Origin of the sequence: Flavobacterium sp. T12S277 (assembly GCF_048514875.1) — a bacterium.
Taxonomy (GTDB): domain Bacteria; phylum Bacteroidota; class Bacteroidia; order Flavobacteriales; family Flavobacteriaceae; genus Flavobacterium.
In genome coordinates, this window is record NZ_JBLYEG010000007.1 from 13,504 (window position 1) to 34,107 (window position 20,604).

General features: G+C 36.4%; 21 protein-coding genes and 1 tRNA gene. 9 read left to right on the plus strand and 13 right to left on the minus strand.

What is annotated here, in order from left to right; all coding sequences use genetic code 11:
• Window positions 1-27: 27 nt before the first annotated feature.
• The 9 genes from ACN1CN_RS11835 to dnaA all read right to left on the minus strand — a co-directional run bounded on the left by ACN1CN_RS11835 (window position 28) and on the right by dnaA (window position 8,080).
• Window positions 28-1,392 carry a methylmalonyl-CoA mutase subunit beta gene (locus ACN1CN_RS11835; RefSeq protein ID WP_419135816.1) on the minus strand — a complete coding sequence of 455 codons (1,365 nt, stop codon included), beginning with the start codon at window positions 1,390-1,392 and terminating at the stop codon, window positions 28-30.
• A 16-nt stretch (window positions 1,393-1,408) separates the two neighbouring features.
• The gene (locus ACN1CN_RS11840; RefSeq protein WP_264525062.1) at window positions 1,409-1,735 is read right to left on the minus strand and encodes an FtsB family cell division protein; all 327 of its coding nucleotides are present in this window, start codon (window positions 1,733-1,735) and stop codon (window positions 1,409-1,411) included.
• A 144-nt stretch (window positions 1,736-1,879) separates the two neighbouring features.
• Window positions 1,880-2,488 carry a uridine kinase gene (udk, locus tag ACN1CN_RS11845; RefSeq protein WP_173966195.1) on the minus strand — a complete coding sequence of 203 codons (609 nt, stop codon included), beginning with the start codon at window positions 2,486-2,488 and terminating at the stop codon, window positions 1,880-1,882.
• A gap of 328 nt (window positions 2,489-2,816) precedes the next feature.
• Window positions 2,817-3,698 (minus strand): SDR family oxidoreductase, encoded by an 882-nt coding sequence (locus ACN1CN_RS11850; protein ID WP_264525061.1) that lies wholly within the window; start codon window positions 3,696-3,698, stop codon window positions 2,817-2,819.
• 77 nt (window positions 3,699-3,775) lie between these two features.
• Window positions 3,776-4,903 carry a methionine aminotransferase gene (locus ACN1CN_RS11855; protein ID WP_419135818.1) on the minus strand — a complete coding sequence of 376 codons (1,128 nt, stop codon included), beginning with the start codon at window positions 4,901-4,903 and terminating at the stop codon, window positions 3,776-3,778.
• Window positions 4,896-5,405 (minus strand): energy transducer TonB, encoded by a 510-nt coding sequence (locus ACN1CN_RS11860; RefSeq protein ID WP_419135819.1) that lies wholly within the window; start codon window positions 5,403-5,405, stop codon window positions 4,896-4,898. The genes ACN1CN_RS11855 and ACN1CN_RS11860 overlap by 8 nt, the downstream gene beginning before the upstream one ends.
• 22 nt (window positions 5,406-5,427) lie before the next feature.
• A complete protein-coding gene (locus ACN1CN_RS11865) occupies window positions 5,428-6,141 on the minus strand; it encodes an SAM-dependent methyltransferase (RefSeq protein WP_291285519.1) in 714 nt (237 codons plus the stop codon).
• Between the two features lie 34 nt (window positions 6,142-6,175).
• Entirely contained in the window at window positions 6,176-6,643 is a 468-nt protein-coding gene (locus ACN1CN_RS11870; protein WP_263361797.1) for a low molecular weight protein-tyrosine-phosphatase, read from the minus strand.
• 9 nt (window positions 6,644-6,652) lie between these two features.
• Window positions 6,653-8,080 carry a chromosomal replication initiator protein DnaA gene (gene dnaA, locus ACN1CN_RS11875; protein ID WP_065451227.1) on the minus strand — a complete coding sequence of 476 codons (1,428 nt, stop codon included), beginning with the start codon at window positions 8,078-8,080 and terminating at the stop codon, window positions 6,653-6,655.
• A gap of 187 nt (window positions 8,081-8,267) precedes the next feature.
• On the opposite strand from dnaA, the gene ACN1CN_RS11880 reads away from it, so the two are divergent.
• Entirely contained in the window at window positions 8,268-8,672 is a 405-nt protein-coding gene (locus ACN1CN_RS11880) for an acyl-CoA thioesterase (RefSeq protein ID WP_070907522.1), read from the plus strand.
• Window positions 8,673-8,703: 31 nt separating this feature from the next.
• Here ACN1CN_RS11880 and ACN1CN_RS11885 read toward each other — a convergent pair whose 3' ends face one another.
• Genes ACN1CN_RS11885 through ribD form a run of 3 tightly spaced genes read right to left on the minus strand, consistent with a single transcriptional unit; the run spans window position 8,704 to window position 11,019 of the window.
• Complete coding sequence (locus ACN1CN_RS11885) at window positions 8,704-9,336, minus strand: IMPACT family protein (protein ID WP_419135821.1); 633 nt, start codon at window positions 9,334-9,336, stop codon at window positions 8,704-8,706.
• A 38-nt stretch (window positions 9,337-9,374) separates the two neighbouring features.
• On the minus strand, window positions 9,375-9,977 hold the full coding sequence (locus ACN1CN_RS11890; RefSeq protein WP_419135822.1) for an HAD family hydrolase: 603 nt from the start codon (window positions 9,975-9,977) through the stop codon (window positions 9,375-9,377).
• Window positions 9,970-11,019, minus strand: a complete 1,050-nt coding sequence (gene ribD / locus ACN1CN_RS11895) for a bifunctional diaminohydroxyphosphoribosylaminopyrimidine deaminase/5-amino-6-(5-phosphoribosylamino)uracil reductase RibD (RefSeq protein ID WP_419135823.1) — start codon at window positions 11,017-11,019, stop codon at window positions 9,970-9,972. The genes ACN1CN_RS11890 and ribD overlap by 8 nt, the downstream gene beginning before the upstream one ends.
• A gap of 109 nt (window positions 11,020-11,128) precedes the next feature.
• On the opposite strand from ribD, the gene ACN1CN_RS11900 reads away from it, so the two are divergent.
• Window positions 11,129-11,614 carry a GNAT family N-acetyltransferase gene (locus tag ACN1CN_RS11900; protein ID WP_264525053.1) on the plus strand — a complete coding sequence of 162 codons (486 nt, stop codon included), beginning with the start codon at window positions 11,129-11,131 and terminating at the stop codon, window positions 11,612-11,614.
• Window positions 11,615-11,699: 85 nt separating this feature from the next.
• Entirely contained in the window at window positions 11,700-12,554 is an 855-nt protein-coding gene (gene prmC / locus ACN1CN_RS11905) for a peptide chain release factor N(5)-glutamine methyltransferase (protein ID WP_419135824.1), read from the plus strand.
• 118 nt (window positions 12,555-12,672) lie between these two features.
• Here prmC and ACN1CN_RS11910 read toward each other — a convergent pair whose 3' ends face one another.
• Window positions 12,673-13,917 (minus strand): ABC transporter permease, encoded by a 1,245-nt coding sequence (locus ACN1CN_RS11910; RefSeq protein ID WP_264525051.1) that lies wholly within the window; start codon window positions 13,915-13,917, stop codon window positions 12,673-12,675.
• 215 nt (window positions 13,918-14,132) lie between these two features.
• Here ACN1CN_RS11910 and hisS point away from each other — a divergent pair, with 215 nt between their 5' ends.
• The 6 genes from hisS to ACN1CN_RS11940 all read left to right on the plus strand — a co-directional run bounded on the left by hisS (window position 14,133) and on the right by ACN1CN_RS11940 (window position 20,472).
• Window positions 14,133-15,560: a histidine--tRNA ligase gene (hisS, locus tag ACN1CN_RS11915; protein ID WP_291285526.1), complete on the plus strand. Its 1,428-nt coding sequence runs from the start codon at window positions 14,133-14,135 to the stop codon at window positions 15,558-15,560.
• A gap of 186 nt (window positions 15,561-15,746) precedes the next feature.
• A tRNA-Trp gene (locus ACN1CN_RS11920) sits at window positions 15,747-15,817 on the plus strand.
• A gap of 363 nt (window positions 15,818-16,180) precedes the next feature.
• Window positions 16,181-16,759: a nucleotide exchange factor GrpE gene (locus ACN1CN_RS11925; protein ID WP_291285527.1), complete on the plus strand. Its 579-nt coding sequence runs from the start codon at window positions 16,181-16,183 to the stop codon at window positions 16,757-16,759.
• Between the two features lie 108 nt (window positions 16,760-16,867).
• A complete protein-coding gene (gene dnaJ, locus ACN1CN_RS11930) occupies window positions 16,868-17,980 on the plus strand; it encodes a molecular chaperone DnaJ (protein ID WP_264525048.1) in 1,113 nt (370 codons plus the stop codon).
• Between the two features lie 168 nt (window positions 17,981-18,148).
• Window positions 18,149-19,078 carry an ABC transporter ATP-binding protein gene (locus ACN1CN_RS11935; RefSeq protein ID WP_264525047.1) on the plus strand — a complete coding sequence of 310 codons (930 nt, stop codon included), beginning with the start codon at window positions 18,149-18,151 and terminating at the stop codon, window positions 19,076-19,078.
• 77 nt (window positions 19,079-19,155) lie between these two features.
• Window positions 19,156-20,472 carry an ABC transporter permease gene (locus ACN1CN_RS11940; RefSeq protein ID WP_419135825.1) on the plus strand — a complete coding sequence of 439 codons (1,317 nt, stop codon included), beginning with the start codon at window positions 19,156-19,158 and terminating at the stop codon, window positions 20,470-20,472.
• Window positions 20,473-20,604: the final 132 nt, after the last annotated feature.

Below are 20,604 nucleotides of genomic sequence, written 5' to 3' on the forward strand. Positions count from 1 at the left end.
TATGGTTTAATTAACTACTTTAAAAGATTATTCAAGTTCTAGACGTTCCTGCTCGAGTTTTTCGGCCAGTCTTTTTTCTATTATTGGAGTAATTAATGTTTTTCTTGGTTTTACTTTTACGAAAGGAAACAATTCTAAATCATGTTTCATTTTGTCTTCTTTGTTGGGATGTTTGTTGGTTCCTAACAAAATTTCTTTTTTAGAGTCGAACAATTCCTGCTCTTTTGCGGCACTTTCCTGGATTTTCTTTTTGATCGATCCGTCGTTTAAAAGTTTTAGGAAACCTCCGTTTGCTTCAATGTCTTTAAACAAGGCTAAGCTTTTTTCGGCCAGCTGCAGGGTCAGACTTTCAATATAATAACTGCCATCCGCCGGATTATCGACTTTGTCAAAGTAACTTTCGTGTTTTAAAACCAGCAATTGATTGCGGGCGATTCGGTCACCAAATTCATTGTCTTTATGATACAAAGAATCGTAAGGTAAGTTGGCGATAGCATCTGCACCACCCAAAATAGCCGACATGCATTCTGTTGTGGTACGCAGCATGTTAACGTTATAATCGTAAATCGTTTTATTTCGTTTGGTTGGAGTGACCAATAAATGACATTCTAAGTCGGAATTGTATTCCGCGGCAATTAAGTTGAAAAGCATTCGCAATGCACGAAGCTTGGCAATTTCAAAGAAATAATTGGTGCCTACCGAAACTTCAAAAACAATGGGTTGGGTCGTAGCGGGAAATCGGTTCAGGTATTCGTTGGCGTGTGCTAAACTGTACGCGATTTGCTGTGTGATATTGGCACCGGCATTTTGATATAAACCTAAATCTACGCTTAAAACGGAGATATTGGTTACGGCTTTTGTTATTTTTTCAAGAGTATCAAAATTGCTTTTATCGGCTGTCGTAAACCAGTTTCCTTCTCGCGCCAAATGACCAATAGGGTCAAGGTTACAATAAAAAATCGCTTTCTTTTCAATTGAAATGCGGTCTAATAGTTGTACGAAATCGATTGAAATGAAATTCAAATTAAAGTAAACAATTCTGTTTTCTAAAGGAAGCGCTTCGAGTAATTTCTGAACATCAGTAGTTTCGTTTTCGATGGTAAAACGTAAGCTTTCGGCACCTCTTTCAAGTGTATTGATGGCTCTTTGAATTGATTTCTCGATATCGTAAACAAAAATGTTCTGGCAGATTTTAAAGTTTGAAACCTGCGTTTGTACAGGTGCAGCCTTTGTGAATTCATCACGGTCGTAAAACGGTTTTACCTGAATGTCTTCGGGAGAATTCCAAATTACGGTCTGGTTGTAATCGGCTCCATCTAATTCAAACTGAATTTTTTGTTTCCATTGTTTGGATGAAATCGGGTTAAAATCGTCGAATAGGGTAGTGGCCATTGGGTATTTTTTCGGGTTATTCTTTATCTTGAATGGTGTCTCCTTCAAATTGGATGATGTAAATATCTTCGCTGTCTTTTTTCATAAAGTACTTCTCGCGGGCATATTTCTCTATTTGTTCAGGATTTTTAAGCTGTTTGATCTGTTCCTGATCCTTTTTTATTTCGTCCTGATAGTATTTTTTATTGTCTTGTAATTCGTGGATTTGATTGTCCAGAAAACGATGATCAAAATAAGAATAATTATCTAAGAATAACATCCATACCACAAAAAACAATAACACCCAAACATATTTGTTGCTCAGGAGTTTGAACCATTTTTTGTCTTTATATGGATTTTTCATTTTAGTTTTTATTTAACCGCTTGTGTTGTGTAATTTCGATTGGTGTTTTGATTCTGGCAGAAGTGATAATCCTTTTGTGCCTTGGTCAGGCACAAAAGGTTAAATGGATCTTCTAATTTTGATGCAATAAATTTACAATAAAAATTATAAAATTCGTTGATTAATTACAGCCCGGACAACATCAATGGCAACGGTATTGTATTTGTCGTTTGGAATGATAATGTCTGCAAAAGCTTTAGAAGGTTCTATAAACTGTTCGTGCATTGGTTTTAAAGTGTTTTGATAACGAGTCAAAACTTCGTCAATATCACGTCCGCGTTCAGAAATGTCTCTTTTTAAACGACGGATTAATCTTTCATCTGAATCGGCGTGAACAAAGATTTTAATGTCAAAAAGATCACGTAATTCCGGATTTGTTAAAATTAAAATTCCTTCCACAATCATAACTTTTCTCGGGTGAGTCGAAACCGTATCGTCGGTTCTGTTGTGTTGTATGAAAGAATATACAGGCTGATCGATCGTTTCGCCAGCTTTTAATGCTTTAAGGTGTTTTACCAGTAATTCAAAATCTATCGCACGCGGGTGGTCAAAGTTGATTAATGCTCTTTCGTCAAACGACAAATTCGTAGTCTCTTTATAATACGAATCCTGAGAAATTACGCCCACTTCAGTGTCCGGTAATTCATTCATGATTTGGTGTACTACTGTTGTTTTTCCACTTCCTGTTCCTCCTGCAAGTCCAATAATGAGCATAAAATTTGTGTTATATATTTGTACGGCAAAAATAATAATTTAAGTGGATTGATAATGGAATCCGAACTTTAAAATTGAATTTATAAGAAGAAGTTTAACGGAGATTCCGGATTAATTAAGAAAATTGCGAATGGTGTAAATAATACAACAATTTTGATTCTCCGGTCAGCGGAGCAATACAAGGAAATGTGTGCTGAACCACTTCTGTTGCCGGTTTGCTGGTAGGAGTTAGTATTACGCAAAAAAAATCCCGATAGCAATGCCATCGGGATTTCGTGCAATCAGTATAGTTTTAATAAAGTATTCTGAATTTAGTAAGCACTTGTAATTATTTATTCTTTTTTGCTTTAATCATCATTTCAAGCTGGTCCCAAAGTTCTTCCGGAATTGCTTCCAACAGATTAAATTGTCCGGCACCTTTAAGCCATTCACCACCATCAATGGTAATAACGTCTCCGTTTACATAAGCTGAAAAATCGGATACTAAATAAGCAGCCAGATTCGCCAGTTCCTGATGATCGCCCACACGTTTCAAAGGTACTTTTTTGGCCATATCGAATTTTTCGGCTAGATCTCCCGGTAATAATCGATCCCAGGCTCCTTTTGTAGGGAATGGACCCGGAGCAATTGCATTCGAACGGATTCCGTATTTTGCCCATTCAACAGCCAGACTGCGTGTCATGGCAAGAACTCCTGCTTTTGCAGTTGCGCTTGGTACTACGTATGCTGAACCTGTCCAGGCATAAGTGGTTACAATATTTAAAATCGTAGCCGAGGTTTGTTTGGTATCGATCCAGTGTTTACCAAAAGCCAGTGTACAGTTTTTAGATCCTTTTAATACAATATCGATAACAGTATCAAAAGCATTGGCAGATAAACGTTCTGTTGGAGAGATAAAGTTTCCGGCAGCATTGTTTAAAAGAACATCTACTTTTCCAAAAGTTTTTAAAACTTCCTGAAGCATGTTCTCTACTTCTTCGTAATGACGAACGTCACATTGAAGCGGTAAACATTTTCCTCCGGTTTCGGTTTCAAGTTCGGCAGCAGTATTTTTAAGCTTTTCTAAATCTCTTGAAGTAATGGCTACCTGAGCCCCTAATTCCAGGAAGTATTTGGTCATAGCTTTTCCTAAACCGCTTCCTCCGCCTGTAACAACAATGACTTTGCCTTTTAAAGCGTCATCTCTTAACATTTTATCTGTATAGCTCATATGATTTTCTTTTTATTACAATATTAATTAAATAAATAGGATGCACGCATAATAATGTTATAAATTTTTGATAAACTTTAAATATCACATAGTTTTTTTGCAGCTGCTTCGAGAGTAGCATTGTCTTTGGCAAAGCAAAAACGTATTAGCTTTTGATCTTTGTGATCGGAATAGAAAGAAGAAATTGGAATTGCGGCAACGCCATGTTCGGTGATTAATTTTTTACAGAAAGTAACATCGTCTTCATTTGAAATGCCGGCATAAGAAGCCACCTGAAAATAAGTTCCTTCGCAGGGTTTCAATTCAAATCGGCTGTTTTGAAGCAGTTTTTGAAAATAATCTCTTTTTTCCTGATAGAATTTCCCAAGCAGGCTGACATCCACAACATCTAAATACTGACTGATAGCAGCCTGTAAAATACTATTCACGCTAAAAACCAGAAATTGATGTACTTTTTTGATCTCTTTCATTAAATGTTCCGGAGCAACGGTATAGCCAATTTTCCAGCCCGTAATGTGGAATGATTTTCCGAAGGAAGAAACCATTATACAGCGATTTAGAAGGAATTCTTTGGTGTGAGCTGAAATGTGTTTTTCTTCAAAAGTGATGTACTCGTAAACTTCATCAGATAATACCAGTATATTCGGGTGTTGCTCTAATAATGTTTCAAGTTGAAGAAAATCATTTTGGGTCAAAATTTTTCCTGTTGGATTGTGCGGATTATTGATGATAATCATCTTCGTTTTTGAAGAACAGGCTTTTGCTATCGTTTCCCAGTTAGGCGTATAATCGTCATTTAGTGCGACACGAATTGGTTTTGCATTGCACAATAAAACCGGAGATTCGTACGAATCATAACTCGGATCTAAGATAATGACTTCATCTCCTGTTTTTACCAAAGCCAGTATGGTAGTAAAAATTCCCTGAGTGGCTCCGGCTGTAACCAGTATCTCGGTTTCAGGTCTGATGATTCGGTTATAGGAGGTGTGAACCAATTTTGCGATTTGCTCCATCAATGGCGGATAACCGGCCATTGGAGTGTATTGGTGCACGTTTTCTTTTGTGAGTTTCGCCAGTATGTCTGTTAATCTTTCGTCTACAGGAAAATTCGGAAATCCCTGTGAAAGATTAATCGCATTGTGTTCTGTTGCCATTTTAGACATGACCGTAAAAATACTGGTGGTAATGTTTGGGAGTTTACTCATCTTGATATACGTCTATTGGTATTGTTAAGTAATAACGAACTCTTACGGAATCATTATTATGCATTCCGGGAAACCATCTAGGGCATTTTTTCATAAGACGAACGGCTTCTTTTCCTGTTCCGTAACCTGCGTCTTTGGTGAATTTTGGATCACTCAGAGTGTCATCTTTTTCAACTATGAAATTAACATCGACTGTTCCTTTTACCTGAAGCTCGTCTTCGGGATAGTGATAATTAAATCTGATAAATTTATGAAGTTTTTTTAGTCCTCCTTCAAAATCAGGTTTTACATCTATTGAATCAATATTATAGACTGTGGTGTCTTCTTTTATTTGAATTTCACTATCGTCTGTATGGGTATCTATTTCTGAAACAGCGTTTTCATCGTCATTGGCTGTAGTAACATTTTGTTCTGCGGTTGTATTTTTTGATACTTTTTTAGTGTCAGAAGAGGAAATACAATGTGTTAAACAAAGGAATAGCAGAACTGATATTTTTTTCATAAATAAGATTTAGAAGTCAAATTTACATTTTATGGATGATAAAAATGGTTGGCCTGTTGTGTAAATCTACTTTTAATTTTTTCCAGTCCGAAACACGCATTGTTTTGATGAATTCTGTTGGTAATGTAATGTCTGTTGCGATACACAGATGCGTAGAAGGATTCAGAATTTGTAAAATGTCTTCGACTAATTTATTGTTTCTATAAGGCGTTTCAATAAAAAGCTGAGACTGATTTTTATCCTGAGACAGTTTTTCAAAATACTTTAATGCCGATTTTTTCTCGTCTTTATCAATTGGTAAATAGCCATTGAAAGTAAAACTTTGGCCGTTCATACCAGAAGCCATCATAGCCAATAAAATAGAGGACGGACCAACCAATGGTACTACCTGAATTCCTTTTTCATGTGCCAGTTTTACAATTACAGCACCTGGATCGGCAACTCCCGGACAACCGGCTTCGCTCATTAAACCTACATTTTTCCCTTCGAGTAAAGGTTTGATGAAGTCTAAATGTTCGCTTGGCTCTGTACGTTTATTAAGCGTAAAAAGAATTAGTTCGGATTGCTTTTTCTCCGGAGATACCGCTTTTATTGATTTGCGGGCCGTTTTTTCGTTTTCAACAATATAGTGGTCTATAAAATCGATACTTCTTTTAACAGTTTGAGGTAAAACATCCATCGGATCGCTTTCACCCATTGTTGTTGGAATTAAATAAAGTTTTCCGAGAAGTTTCATGTCTGTCTTTTTATGTTGTTAGGAAAAGAAGAACTTATAAGTGTTTTTCGATAAGTTTCTTCGAAATGATATCGGTTACTTCGTCTAACATTTGATATACATTATCAAATCCGTTGGTGACACCGAAGTAGGGGTCCGGGACATCTACATTTTCGCCCGGAAATAATTCGTCTAAAATGAGACAAACTTTATTTTTTTGTGCTTCGTTCTGAGCCAGTTTGATAACGTCGTCATAATTCGAAGAATCCATCACATAGATGTAATCAAAAGTAGTGAAGTCAGCAGTTTTGAATTGTCTTCCTTTTTGGTTTCCAATGTCGAGGCCGTTTTTTTTGGCAACTGCTATAGATCGTTTGTCAGGGGAGTGGCCTACATGCCAGGATCCGGTTCCGGCTGAGTCAACGATGAAATTATTTTTGGGCAATTTTGAAGCTAAAATACCTTCAGCTAAAGGGGATCTGCAAATGTTCCCCAAACAAACCATTAAGATTTTTACTGGCATGGTGCGCGTTTATAGCGTTAGTTTTTTGTTAATGTCTTCGACAAATTTTTTGAATTGTTTGTCTGTAGAAACTAAATTATCAACTGTTTTGCAAGCGTGTAATACGGTAGCGTGGTCGCGATCTCCAATTTGTGAGCCAATGTTTGCCAAAGAAGCTTTTGTGAATTTCTTTGCAAAAAACATGGCCAATTGTCTCGCCTGTACCACGTGCCTCTTTCGGGTTTTCGATTGAAGCGTTTCGATATCAAGCTGAAAATAATCAGATACAATTTTTTGGATATAATCGATAGAGATTTCTCTCTTTACGTTTTTAACAAATTTCTCTACAACGCTTTTGGCCAATTCAATAGTAACTTCTTTTTTATTGAAAGAAGACTGAGCGATTAAGGAAATAATAGCACCTTCTAATTCTCTAACGTTACTTTTGATGTTGCGCGCTACATATTCAATAATATCTTCCGGCATCTCAACACCATCGCGATATAGGATGTTTTTTAAGATCGAAATTCTGGTTTCGTAATCCGGTTGGTGCAATTCAGCAGACAGTCCCCATTTGAAACGGGATAACAAACGCTGCTCAATATCCTGCATGTCAACAGGAGCCTTGTCAGAAGTTAGAATTACCTGTTTTCCGTTTTGGTGTAAATAGTTGAAAATGTGGAAAAATACGTCCTGTGTTCCTGATTTTCCGGATAAAAACTGAACGTCGTCAATAATTAAAACATCGATTAATTGGTAAAAATGGATGAAATCATTACGATTGTTCTTTTTTACCGAATCAATATATTGTTGTGTGAAAATCTCGGCAGAAATGTATAAAACCGTTTTTTCAGGATATTTATCTTTTACTTCCACACCTATAGCGTGTGCAAGGTGTGTTTTTCCTAATCCAACTCCTCCGAAAATCAATAACGGATTAAAGGATGTTCCTCCAGGTTTGTTGGCAACAGCCATACCTGCAGAACGGGCCAAACGGTTGGAATCTCCTTCAAGGAAATTGTCAAAACTATAATTAGGATTTAACTGTGATTCAATTTTTAAATTTCTGATCCCCGGAATTACAAACGGATTCTTAAGTTCAGGATTTAAGTTTTTAAACGGAGCATCAACCTCTTGCGGTTTCATTGGAACTCTGTTGGAACTTGGCAGCTGCTCGGTAAAAGGCTGTTTATTTCCATAAGTGTTCTCCATTTTAATTTTATAGAGTAACTTTGCGTTTTTTCCCAGTTCTTTGGTAAGCGCAACTTTCAATAATTTTACGTAATGCTCTTCGAGCCATTCATAGAAAAATTTACTTGGTACTTGAATGTATAACGCGTTGTCGGTTAGCTCAACTGATTTGATTGGTTCAAACCAAGTTTTGTATGCTTGATCTTGAATATTGTCCTTTATAAAAGACAAACAGTTTTCCCATACCGATTGAGCAGTTTTAGTCATAGATTCAAATAAATTTTCTTATTATTGATAAAGATTCTCCTAATAAAAAAGGAGCAATTTTATTCCGTATTTCGGGATAACAAATATGTGAACAAATTTCTGTAAAAAAAAATATTTTGAACTCTAATTTTATAAAAAAAAGTTGTAAGTAAACTTTTTAAACTTAATTTTTTTTAATCTGAAAATAATGAAAAATCATCAAACGCAAGTGCGTGTTCGTTACTCGGAAACCGATCAAATGGGCGTTGTTTATCACGGAAATTATGTACCCTATTTTGAGATCGGACGCGTGGAATGGCTTAGAAATAAAGGGATTTCATATAAAAGCATGGAAGAAAGCGGTATTGGACTGCCGATTGTTTCGATGCAAATAAATTATAAAAAATCAGCGCGTTATGATGAGCTTCTTACAATTCATACTGCTTTCAAAAGTCAGTCGTCTGTCAAGATTGAATTTGATTGCGCAATCTATAACGAAGCAGATGAGTTATTAACAACTGCTGTGTTTATTTTAGTATTTATTTCGTTAAAAACGGGTCGTCCTACAGCACCTCCAGATTACATTTTAGAATTATTTAAAACACTGGTATAATTGTTAAAATGTGATGCCTTTTACTGTCAAATTATATAATTTTTATATCGATTTCAAACATTAAATCAAAAATGTCGAATACTGATTCGGCATTTTTTTTTCGCGTTTTAGTCGTTATTTTGCCAATAGGGAGCCCTGTGTCTTCGTTAATTTCCATTTCCTGAGCCGTAATTTCCAGTTTTTTCTCTTTAATAACCCGCATTACTTTGTTTATATTTTTGTAATCAAAAGAGATTAAAAAATGAACATCAATTGTCTTTTCAATGATCTCACATACTTCAAGCGTCATTTGTGCCGTTGTTTTGTATGCACTGATTAAGCCGCCAACACCTAATTTAATTCCTCCAAAAATGCGAACCACTACAACTAAAACGTTGGTTACGCCAAAAGATTGTATCTGTCCGTAAATTGGTGCGCCAGCTGTGTTGCCGGGCTCTCCGTCGTCATTAGCGCGATACGAAATTTTTGGAGCCGTCCCTAATTGATACGCATAACAAAAGTGTACGGCATGGGGATGCTGTTTTTTTAAGTTGTCGATAATGGGTTTTACTTCCTCTTCGCTTTCTATGGGAAAAGCGTAGCCAAAGAACTTACTGCCTTTTTCTTTCAAAAGCATTTCTTCAGATTCAAAAGCAATGGTTTGGTACGTATCGTTAATTTCCAAATTGAGTTTGATTTTTTAAGCTGTGGCAAAAATAACAGCTAAAGTATTTGTTTGTCAAATAAATCAACAACATCTTCCTGTCCAACTTGTAAATTCCAGACATGAAAGCCCAGGGCTGCTGCCGAATCTGTGTTTTCTTTTTTATCGTCTACAAACAAAGTTCTCTTGGGTGACAGTTCGTGTTTGTTGATCAGGTACTGAAAAACTTCAGCATTGGGTTTTCGCATTCCAATTTCAAACGAAAAATAGACCTTTTCAAAACACTGATAAAAATCGCTGTAAAACGAAATGCCGGTTTTGTTTTCGAAAGTTTCGATATGAATAGCATCTGTATTGCTCAATAGAAACAAGCGGTATTTTTGAGAAAGTAGTTGTAAAAACTCCAGTCGGTACAAAGGAAAATCAGCTAGAATGGCATTCCATGCTTCCAGGATTTCTTCGATGGTGGCATTTGGAAGCTGTTTTTGAAAGCCTGCCAGAAAAGCATCACGCGTAATGTCTCCGGTTTCAAACAAAAGGTTCAGACGGTCCAGCTCGGAAGTCCATTCTGTTAATCCTAATTTTTGCAATCCCCAAATAGTGGCTTGTTTGTCTAAATTGATAAAAATATCTCCAAAGTCAAAAATGATAGTATCAATCATGATTTCTAATATTTAATAATTCGTCGCTGAGAATATTAATTTTCGTTAGGTTTTCTTTTCGAATCAGTGGTGCTTTAGTTCCATTTTTGAAAATAGCTTGTCCGATAAAAATTCGGGCTTCGTCCCAAATATTCTGATCGATAAAAGACTGTAAAGTTTGAGCGCCTCCTTCGATAATAACAGACTGAATTTGATTTTGATGTAAAACAGCTAAAATTTGCGGTAGCATATTGCTGCTAAAATCGATTACTGTAAAGGTAGTGTTTTCTGCCGAAAAGCCGGTTTCGGATTTTGTAAATACAATGGTTTTTACGCTCCCGTCAAAAACAAAACTCTCTTTTGAGATGCGATTGTGTTGGTCCAGAATAACACGCACAGGATGATTTCCTGACCAATCCCGGGTGTTTAATTTCGGATTGTCATCTATCACGGTCTGTGTTCCAACCAGAATAGCCTGCTCTTCACTTCTCCATTTGTGAACCAATTGTCTGGAATAGGGATTGGTGATCCAAATGGTTTTTCGTTCCGCATTTTGCTGTTTTTCAGGAGACAGAAATCCGTCCTGACTTTCGGCCCATTTTAGAATGATGTAAGGTCTCTTCTTTTGATGAAAAGTGAAAAAACGCTTGTTGAGTTCGTGACATTCTTTTTCTAAAACTCCAACCGTAACATTGATTCCTGCAGCAATTAACTTTTTAATACCGTTTCCTGCCACTTTTTCATTAGGATCAACAGTCCCGACAACAACATGTGGAATTTTATGTTCTATAATTAAGTCGCTGCACGGAGGTGTTTTTCCAAAATGACTGCAAGGCTCTAAACTAACATAAATGGTAGCTTTGCTTAACAGCGATTTGTCTTTTACCGAACGAACGGCATTGACTTCCGCATGCGGTTCTCCTGCTTTTTTATGCCAACCCTCTCCGATAATCTGATTGTCGTAAACGATTACACTTCCTACCATAGGATTTGGGTAAGTGGTGCCAAAACCATTTTGAGCCAACTCGATGCAACGTTTTATGTATTTTTCATGTATATTCACGATACAAAAGTAGTTATTTTTGAGTTTAGTCCGGATAGTTTTGGGGTAGTTAAGAAACTATCGAAAAACTATTTTTACTTTTGTATAGACATTAAAGGAATAAGGAAATATGGAAAATTGGACGATCAGAGCCATTAAAAAAGAAGACAATCAGGCAGTTGCACATTTAATACGCTCTGTATTTGATGAAATGGAAATACCTAAAGTAGGAACGGCTTATGAAGACCCGTATTTAGACTTAATGTTTGAAGAATACAATAAGCCGAAGTCGGTTTATTTTGTGGTGGAAAAAGACGGCGAAATTATTGGTTGCTGCGGAATTGCGCCCTTAGAAAATGGTGCTCCGGAGATTTGTGAGTTACAGAAGATGTATTTTTTACCGAAAACCCGCGGTTTGGGAATTGGAAGTAAAATGATGGAAAAATGTTTAGAACAGGCAAGAATTTTTGGTTTTGAAAAATGTTATATCGAAACAATGCCTTTTATGCATGCCGCGCAAAAGTTATATGTAAAATCAGGTTTTGAATATTTAGAGGCGCCTTTGGGCAATACCGGTCACTGTTCCTGTCCTGTCTGGATGTTAAAAAAATTATAGGATAATGTTGTAGTGAATTTGCATTACAATACTTACCTTGTAATACCGTTGCCCCTATCTAAAGAATAATGTTCAAATACCTAAAATGAAAATCAAACAATATCGGACTCAGTTCATTAAAGAATTGTCACCTTTTTACGATGCCTACGAAGCGGAGAGTTTTTTCTATTTAATTTTAGAAGACAAGCACCAATTGCGACAAATTGATCTGGCATTAAATCATGAATTGGCTTTTACAGAAGATGATTTTGTAGTATGGAATTTTTTATTACTGCAGTTAAAGAAAGAAGTTCCGATTCAGTATTTATTAGGTAAAACTAATTTTTATGGTTTGGACTTCGAAGTCAACGCACATGTTTTAATTCCTCGTCCGGAGACAGAAGAACTGGTAGAATGGATTATTAATGAGAATTCAGGAAAGGATAAAACAAAAAAAATAAAAATTCTGGATATTGGAACAGGAAGTGGCTGTATCGCCATTTCATTGGCAAAAAACATTCCCAATGCGGAGGTTTATGCGATTGATGTTTCTAAAAAAGCGATAGAAACGGCCAAAAGAAATGCCATTCAAAATAAAGTTGAAGTTACTTTTATGCTTCAGAATATTTTAGAAGCAGAAGCCTTAAAGCATGATTTTGATATCATCGTCTCGAATCCGCCTTATGTCCGGAATTTAGAAAAAGAAGAAATCAAAAAGAATGTTTTGGATTATGAGCCGCACTTGGCTCTTTTTGTAGAGGACAACGATGCTTTGATTTTTTACAGAAAAATTGCCGAATTGGCCAAGAAAAACCTTTTGCAAAACGGACAATTGTATTTTGAAATCAATCAGTACTTAGGCACAGAAATGACAGATTTACTTGAAAAAATGGATTTCAGGAACATTGAATTACGCCGAGATATTTATGATAACGACCGGATGATGAAAGGGGTTGTTTGAGTTTTCAGTCGCGGTCTCAGTTTTCAGTCTCAGTCACAGTTTTCAGTCGTTCAATTAACTGCAAACTGTGACTGAATACTGCGACTGTAAACCGCGACTGCGACTGCATACTAAAAACCTATTCGTAGCGCAAAGCCTCAATAGGATCCAGTTGTGATGCTTTTATTGCCGGATACAAACCAGAGACAATGGCAACCATAAAACTGGTACCAAAAGCGGCAAAAATGGCCATCCACGGAATTACAAAAGCAAAATTCATTGCGGCGGCAAAACCAAAACCTACCAGGATTCCCAGTACAATTCCGACCAAACCGCCAATCTGACCAATTAATAAGGTTTCGATAAAAAACTGTACCGAAATAGTGATTTTAGTCGCGCCTAAAGCTTTTCGAACACCAATTTCACGGGTTCGTTCTGTAACCGAAACGATCATAATGTTCATCAGAGCAATCGACGATCCTAAGATGGTGATGATACTGATGATCCAGGAGGCCCAGCCTAAATATTTGGTAATACCCAGAATTCGGTTAATTAAATCATCGCTTCGGCCAATACCAAAATTGCTTTCGCGAACCGGACTCAATTTGCGAACCCTGCGCATCGTACTTGTGGCATTGTCTACAGCTTCATCCAAAAGCTCTTTTTTAGAAACCATAACACTAATCGTGTAGTTGATTTTTGGTGCTGTAAATAAAGAACGCGCTACCTGAATTGGAATTAATACTCTTAAATCCTGACTGTTTCCAAAAGTGGAACCTTTTTCTTTTAAAACGCCAATAACTTTAAAACGTGCCCCTCGTATCGAAATGATTTTATCAATTGGGTTGACATCTTTTAGTAAACCTTTTTCAAAATCAGAGCCCACGACGCAGGAATAAGTATTGTTGTCAATATCAAATTGATTGAAAGAACGGCCTGAAGTTGTTTCTAAACCCGAGTTTGAGATATAGTGCTCATCAACTCCAAGTATAGTAATTTCGGGATCGGTTTTTTGATCTAGGTATTTTACTTCGGCTTTGGATGTCGCCGTAAAAGAGAGGGATGTTTCTGTAAAAGGGTATTTGAATTTATTTTTGAACGCTACCGCTTCCGGGTAAGAAATAATAGGGTTGACGATTTCACGCTCATTTCCGCCACGATTTTTAACGGTGTTTTCGTACTGATTGATGTTAAAGGTGTTAGCTCCCATCGAAGCAAAGTTGGTAGAGACCGTGTTTTCAAGTGCTGTAACTACGGTCAGGATTCCCACCAAAGCGGTAATTCCGATAGCAATAATAACTACTGTAAGAATAGTTCGTAACAATTGAGTTTTGATAGAACCAAAAGCAATTCGGATATTTTCTTTAAATAATTTTAGCATCATGACCAATTTGTCACGAAAATACGTTTTTTGTTACAAGTTTGTTTTCGAACTGTTATTATTTATTTTAAAAAGTGAGATATTTGCAGACTTAATTAAGTCGAAAGGCTAATGATCCGATAATCTAAAAATATAGAAATAAAATAATTTTAAAGGTTTGCGAATTTAAGTTTCAGAAGAAATCTAAAATCTAAGATCTAAAATCTAAAATCAAAAAAATGGCTTCAAAACCAAGCATACCGCAAGGAACAAGAGATTTTTCGCCTGCAGAGGTGTCAAAACGTCAATATATCATTCAGGTTATAAAAAATAATTTTGAAAAATTTGGCTTTCAGCCGATCGAAACCCCTTCTTTTGAAAACTCAGATACTTTGATGGGGAAGTACGGAGAAGAAGGTGATCGTTTGATTTTTAAAATATTAAATTCAGGGAACTTTTTCTATAACAAAAGTAAAATAGAATTGCCAAAATCTATGGAGCAGCTTCAGGCTTCTTCTGCAGATAAAATTACCATTGCAGAAAGAATCGAATTGAATTCTTTTACCAAACAAATCTCCGAAAAAGCATTGCGTTACGATTTAACCGTTCCGTTTGCGAGATACGTGGTACAGCACCAAAATGAAATTGAGTTTCCTTTTAAAAGATATCAGATTCAACCGGTGTGGAGAGCTGATCGCCCTCAGAAAGGACGTTTTAGAGAGTTTTTTCAATGTGATGCCGATGTGGTGGGTTCAAAATCGTTGTGGCAGGAAGTAGAATTGGTGCAGTTGTACGATACCGTTTTTACGGCTTTAGGTTTAGAAGGAGTTACCATCAAGATCAACAACAGAAAAATATTATCCGGTATCGCTGAAGTGATTGGAGCTTCTGATAAGTTAATCGATTTTACGGTAGCATTGGATAAATTGGATAAGATTGGGGAAGATGGTGTGAAAAAAGAAATGATCGAAAATGGTATTTCTGAAGAAGCATTGGTAAAAGTACAGCCGCTGTTTAGTTTTACAGGAACCTTCGCGGATAAAATCAAGCAGCTTTCCGATTTGTTAGCAGCCTCAGAAGAAGGAATGAAAGGGGTGGAGGAGCTTCAATTTATTTGTGACAATGTGGCAACTTTAGGGTTGTCAACAGCGACTTTAGATTTGGATGTGACGCTTGCCCGTGGATTGAATTATTATACCGGAGCCATTTTTGAAGTAGCAGCTCCAAAATCGGTTGCGATGGGTTCTATCGGAGGTGGTGGAAGATACGACGATTTGACGGGTATTTTCGGATTGAAAAATATGAGTGGTGTTGGTATTTCTTTTGGATTGGATCGTATTTATCTGGTTTTAGAAGAATTGCAGTTGTTCCCGGAGACTGTTTCGGCAACTTCAAAAGCGTTGTTCATCAACTACGGAGATGCTGAGGCGTTGTATGCGTCGCAAGCTATTCAGAAATTAAGACAGGAAAACATAAAAGTAGAGCTTTATCCGGACAATGTAAAAGTCGGGAAACAGTTTCAGTATGCCGATAAGCGTTTAATTCCGTTCGCAGTTATTGCGGGAGATCAGGAAATTGCTACAAAATCGTATGCACTTAAAAATTTAGTGACAGGCGAGCAGGTTACTGTTGATTTTGAGGGACTGAAAAATGCTTTGCTGGCATAATTTGAGGGTAAAGTGTTTTGCCACAGATTAAAAGGATTATTTAGGTTTTTGTTTCCTGCAGGTTTTACAGATCAAAGCAGGGTTAGTATTAAGCAAATCGGCGGTATTTGGCCAAAATCTTTTTTAAAATCTGCCTGAAATAATTGCTTGGGAAGAAAAAATACTTTTAATTTGCCGCTCTAAGTTACGGGCGTAGTTCAAGGGTAGAATAGCGGTCTCCAAAACCGTTGATGGGGGTTCGAATCCCTCCGCCCGTGCAATAAAAAATAACAACCGTTATTAAATTTATCAAAGACTTTCGAGGAGTTACAAGGTAAAAAAGCAACATAAAAAAAAGCTTCGTCTCAAATTAGGCGAAGCTTTTTTTAATATAAGGTAAATTTGAATTAATAATTATTTATGAAGCCGAGGCCAACCCTTAAATTCAATTTTGATAGGTAATAATTTAGTTTTCAATTGTATCTCAAATATACTATAAAGGATATCGTGATAGTCTTAAAATTATACTAAATTTTAAAAAGCTGTTTTTAGTTTTTAAACGGCTCAGTTTTAATAAAGTGACAATTTGACATTTTGAAAGATTTGGCAGTACTTTTGCAATCCAAAAGAAAGAATAAAAAATGAAGTTTAAGAATATTTTTAAAAATAAAAGTAATATGACTACTGAAAATACAGAATTCGATCAGGAATTAGATGATGTAACGTTAGAGAACAATGCCAACGGTGAGCAGTTAATTGTTGAAGAATTAAGTGTTGAAGAGCAATTGGCTCAAGACTTGGCAAAAGAAAAAGATAAGTTTTTGAGACTATTTGCCGAATTCGAAAATTACAAAAAAAGAACTTCAAAAGAGCGTATCGACTTGTTTAAAACGGCAAACCAGGATGTTTTATTGGCGATGCTGCCAGTTTTAGATGATTTTGACAGAGCAATAGTAGAAATCAACAAATCGGAAGATGAAACCTTGACAAAAGGAGTTGAGTTGATTCACGAAAAATTAAAAAGCACTTTAGTTTCTAAAGGTTTAGAGCAAGTTGAAGTAAGAGCAGGTGATGCTTTTAATGCTGATTTTGCTGAGGCAATTACCCAAATTCCGGCTCCGTCTGAGAAATTAAAAGGGAAAATTGTTGATGTTATTGAAAAAGGATACAAATTAGGAGACAAAATTATCCGTTTCCCTAAAGTTGTGATCGGAAACTAAAAAGAGCAAATGACATATTCTGAAAGTCAATTTTTTAAGTATTGGAATTCGGAATTTTAAATTTGGACACAAGCGCTAGCGAACTGGCGAAGCAATTTAACCTAAATTATGAAAAAAGATTTTTACGAAATACTAGGCATTTCAAAAAATGCGGATGCTGCCGAAATTAAAAAAGCTTATAGAAAAAGTGCATTGAAATATCATCCGGACAAAAACCCGGGCGACAAAGAGGCAGAGGAAAACTTTAAATTAGCGGCAGAAGCTTATGAAGTACTAAGCGATCCTAACAAAAAAGCGAAATACGATCAGTACGGACATCAGGCTTTTGATGGTTCTGGCGGATTTGGCGGTGGTCACGGTGGTATGAATATGGATGACATTTTCAGCCAGTTTGGTGATATTTTTGGCGGTGGATTTGGTGGTTTCGGCGGAGGCGGAGGCGGTGGCCCTCGTCGTGCTAAAGGAAGCAATCTTCGAATTAAAGTAAAATTGACTTTAGAAGAAATTGCAAATGGTGTTGAGAAAAAAGTAAAAGTAAAACGTAAAGTTCAGGCTAAAGGAGTTACCTACAAAACGTGTTCGACTTGTAACGGTCAGGGACAGGTAATGCGTGTAACCAACACTATTTTAGGAAGAATGCAGTCTGCGTCAACTTGTCCTACTTGCGGCGGGTCTGGCCAGATTTTAGATAAAAGACCAGCGGAAGCGGATGCACAGGGAATGATTTTAGAAGACGAAACCGTTTCCATCAAAATTCCTGCGGGAGTTGTAGATGGAATGCAGTTGAAAGTTTCTAATAAAGGAAATGATGCTCCCGGAAATAGTATTCCTGGTGATTTAATTGTAGCTATTGAAGAATTAGAGCATGAGTTTCTGAAACGTGAAGGTGAAAACATTCATTATGATTTATACATCAGTTTCCCGGAAGCCGTTTTAGGAGTTTCTAAAGACATCGAAGCAATCAATGGAAAAGTTCGTATCAAATTAGAAGAAGGAATTCAATCCGGAAAAATCTTAAGATTAAAAGGAAAAGGTATTCCGAGTATCAATGGATATGGAAGTGGAGATTTGTTAGTTCATGTAAATGTATGGACGCCAAAAACACTGAGCAAAGAGCAAAAACAATTCTTTGAAAACGCATTGAACGACGATCACTTTATTCCAAGTCCTGAAAAATCAGAAAAATCATTTTTTGAAAAAGTAAAAGATATGTTTTCATAAACAGAGCTTTTTCTAAAATGGAACAATAATAAATTTCAAAACCCATTCTATAGTAAATCATAGAATGGGTTTTTTGTATCAATAGTACAAAATTTCGATACTATTTATTTACTTTTACACTCGTAATGCCGCAATGGTCAAACTGACGCAGAAAATCTTAATTATAGCATGAGCAACTTACTCGAAGTACATAAAGTCGTAAAACAATACGGTGATTATGTAGCGCTTAACGAAGTTTCATTAAATGTACCAAAAGGTAGTATTTATGGACTATTAGGTCCGAATGGAGCCGGAAAAACTTCCCTGATCCGAATTATAAATCAAATTACATTGCCGGATAGCGGTGAAGTAATTTTGGATGGAGAAAAATTGCAGCCCAAACATGTACAGCATATTGGTTATCTTCCTGAAGAAAGAGGGTTGTATACTTCTATGAAAGTAGGAGAACAATGTTTGTATCTGGCGCAGATGAAAGGACTCTCTAAAGCCGAGGCAAAATTACAACTGGAATATTGGTTTGACCGTCTTGGAATTCAGGGCTGGTGGAACAAGAAAATTCAGGAACTTTCGAAAGGAATGGCCCAAAAAATTCAGTTTGTGGTTTGTGTGCTGCACAAGCCTAAATTGCTGATTTTCGATGAGCCTTTCTCCGGATTTGATCCGGTCAATGCAAATGTTATTAAAGATGAGATTCTGGCATTAAAAGAACAGGGAGCCACCATTATTTTTTCGACACACCGTATGGAAAGTGTGGAGGAACTTTGCGATCATATTGCTTTAATTCATAAATCGAATAAACTGATTGAAGGTAAGGTAAGCGATGTAAAACGCCAGTTTAGAACCAATAGTTTTGAAGTTGGAATCCTGACGGATAATGTAGAAGGTCTGATGTACGATATCACACAAAAATTTACCGTTTCGCCTGCTAATTTTAAATCCTTAAATGATGATTTAAAACTGGATATTCAAATTGGAAACGCTGCACCCAACGAGTTACTGCATTTGCTTACACAACGCGGACAGGTGACCCATTTTGTGGAGAAAATACCTAGTGTGAACGATATTTTTATTCAAACAGTTACCGAAAACAAAAATTAAACTCCAAAAAATAAATTCCAAATTCCAATGTCAGAGCGATCAAAATTGGAATTTGGAATTTGAAAATTAAAATATTTATGAGCATCATTTCATTAATTATAAAAAGAGAATTTATTGCAAAAGTGCGCAATAAATCTTTTGTTGTCATGACGTTTTTGAGTCCGTTATTGTTTGTGGCAATTGCAGGTTTTATTGGTTATCTGAGCTCCATGAAAGCAGAGACAAAAAGAATCGCAATTCATGACGAAACGGGTTTGTTTGCCCAGGATTTTGTCAAAAAGAATAAGAAAGAAGCCGAGTTTAAATACCTCAATGTGTCTGAAATTGATACAAAAGCATTAAAAGACAGCATCACTAATGAAAATTATGACGGTTTAATTGTAATTCCAAAAACCAATAATTTATCCGATTTAGAAAGTAAAATCGAGTTCATTTCCAATAACAGTCCGAGTATTTCTTTTATCGAAAAAACACAGCGTGTTATTGCGTCAAAAATTACCAAAGTAAATCTTGAGGCGGCGAAACTGGATACGACGGCCATTCAAAAAGCACAGTCGGAAGTTAATATACATTTGGTAAAAGCATCCGGAGAGGAAAGCTTAAAAGGATTGAATGAAATAAAAATAGGAATCGGCGGGGCGTTTGGATATCTGATCATGATGTTTATTATCATTTATGGTAATATGGTGATGCGAAGTGTGATCGAAGAAAAAACGAACCGAATTATCGAAATCATTATTTCCTCCGTAAAACCTTTTCAGCTGATGATTGGTAAAATCGTGGGAACTTCTCTTGCCGGATTGCTTCAGTTTATCATCTGGGCGATTATTGGTCTGGGATTGATGTTTGCGGCTTCGGCCTTTTTTGGAGTTAATGTCGGACCTACGGCCAGAATCTCGCCAGAATTAATGCAGTCGGCCCAGCATGAAATGTCGGGAACAGCTCAAATGTACATACGCGAATTATGGAATTTGCCTATTGCCAGTATTATCATTGGTTTTGTTATTTATTTCATCGGAGGATACTTTTTATACAGTTCCTTTTATGCAGCCATTGGTGCAGCAGTTGACAACCAAACCGATTCACAGCAATTTCTATTGCCTATTTTAATGCCGCTTATTTTAAGTGTTTATATTGGTTTTTTCACCGTTGTCAATGATCCTCACGGAACCATTGCGGTTGTTTTTTCCATGATTCCATTGACCTCGCCAATTGTAATGTTAATGCGACTTCCGTTTGGAGTGCCGTGGTGGCAAATTGCAATTTCGGTATCATTATTGTTTGCTACCTTTTTCCTTGTAGTATGGTTCGCCGCCAAAATTTACCGAATAGGTATCTTGATGTACGGCAAAAAACCAACCTGGAAAGAATTGTATAAATGGCTTAAATATTAGTTTTAAAAGTTGCAAAGGTACAGAGAGACAAAGGTTCAAAGTTTTTTTGAAAACTTGAATTTAGTACCTTAGAATAAGCAACTTTAAGAACTACACAAAGAACACAATATAAATGTATTACTAATAACAGGT

Coding starts and splice junctions, on each gene's coding strand:
- ACN1CN_RS11835 (WP_419135816.1), bottom strand. CDS start 1,392: ATGGCCACTACCCTATTCGACGATTTTAACCCGATTTCATCCAAACAA.
- ACN1CN_RS11840 (WP_264525062.1), bottom strand. CDS start 1,735: ATGAAAAATCCATATAAAGACAAAAAATGGTTCAAACTCCTGAGCAAC.
- udk (WP_173966195.1), bottom strand. CDS start 2,488: ATGCTCATTATTGGACTTGCAGGAGGAACAGGAAGTGGAAAAACAACA.
- ACN1CN_RS11850 (WP_264525061.1), bottom strand. CDS start 3,698: ATGAGCTATACAGATAAAATGTTAAGAGATGACGCTTTAAAAGGCAAA.
- ACN1CN_RS11855 (WP_419135818.1), bottom strand. CDS start 4,903: ATGAGTAAACTCCCAAACATTACCACCAGTATTTTTACGGTCATGTCT.
- ACN1CN_RS11860 (WP_419135819.1), bottom strand. CDS start 5,405: ATGAAAAAAATATCAGTTCTGCTATTCCTTTGTTTAACACATTGTATT.
- ACN1CN_RS11865 (WP_291285519.1), bottom strand. CDS start 6,141: ATGAAACTTCTCGGAAAACTTTATTTAATTCCAACAACAATGGGTGAA.
- ACN1CN_RS11870 (WP_263361797.1), bottom strand. CDS start 6,643: ATGCCAGTAAAAATCTTAATGGTTTGTTTGGGGAACATTTGCAGATCC.
- dnaA (WP_065451227.1), bottom strand. CDS start 8,080: ATGACTAAAACTGCTCAATCGGTATGGGAAAACTGTTTGTCTTTTATA.
- ACN1CN_RS11880 (WP_070907522.1), top strand. CDS start 8,268: ATGAAAAATCATCAAACGCAAGTGCGTGTTCGTTACTCGGAAACCGAT.
- ACN1CN_RS11890 (WP_419135822.1), bottom strand. CDS start 9,977: ATGATTGATACTATCATTTTTGACTTTGGAGATATTTTTATCAATTTA.
- ACN1CN_RS11900 (WP_264525053.1), top strand. CDS start 11,129: ATGGAAAATTGGACGATCAGAGCCATTAAAAAAGAAGACAATCAGGCA.
- prmC (WP_419135824.1), top strand. CDS start 11,700: ATGAAAATCAAACAATATCGGACTCAGTTCATTAAAGAATTGTCACCT.
- ACN1CN_RS11910 (WP_264525051.1), bottom strand. CDS start 13,917: ATGATGCTAAAATTATTTAAAGAAAATATCCGAATTGCTTTTGGTTCT.
- hisS (WP_291285526.1), top strand. CDS start 14,133: ATGGCTTCAAAACCAAGCATACCGCAAGGAACAAGAGATTTTTCGCCT.
- ACN1CN_RS11925 (WP_291285527.1), top strand. CDS start 16,181: ATGAAGTTTAAGAATATTTTTAAAAATAAAAGTAATATGACTACTGAA.
- dnaJ (WP_264525048.1), top strand. CDS start 16,868: ATGAAAAAAGATTTTTACGAAATACTAGGCATTTCAAAAAATGCGGAT.
- ACN1CN_RS11935 (WP_264525047.1), top strand. CDS start 18,149: ATGAGCAACTTACTCGAAGTACATAAAGTCGTAAAACAATACGGTGAT.
- ACN1CN_RS11940 (WP_419135825.1), top strand. CDS start 19,156: ATGAGCATCATTTCATTAATTATAAAAAGAGAATTTATTGCAAAAGTG.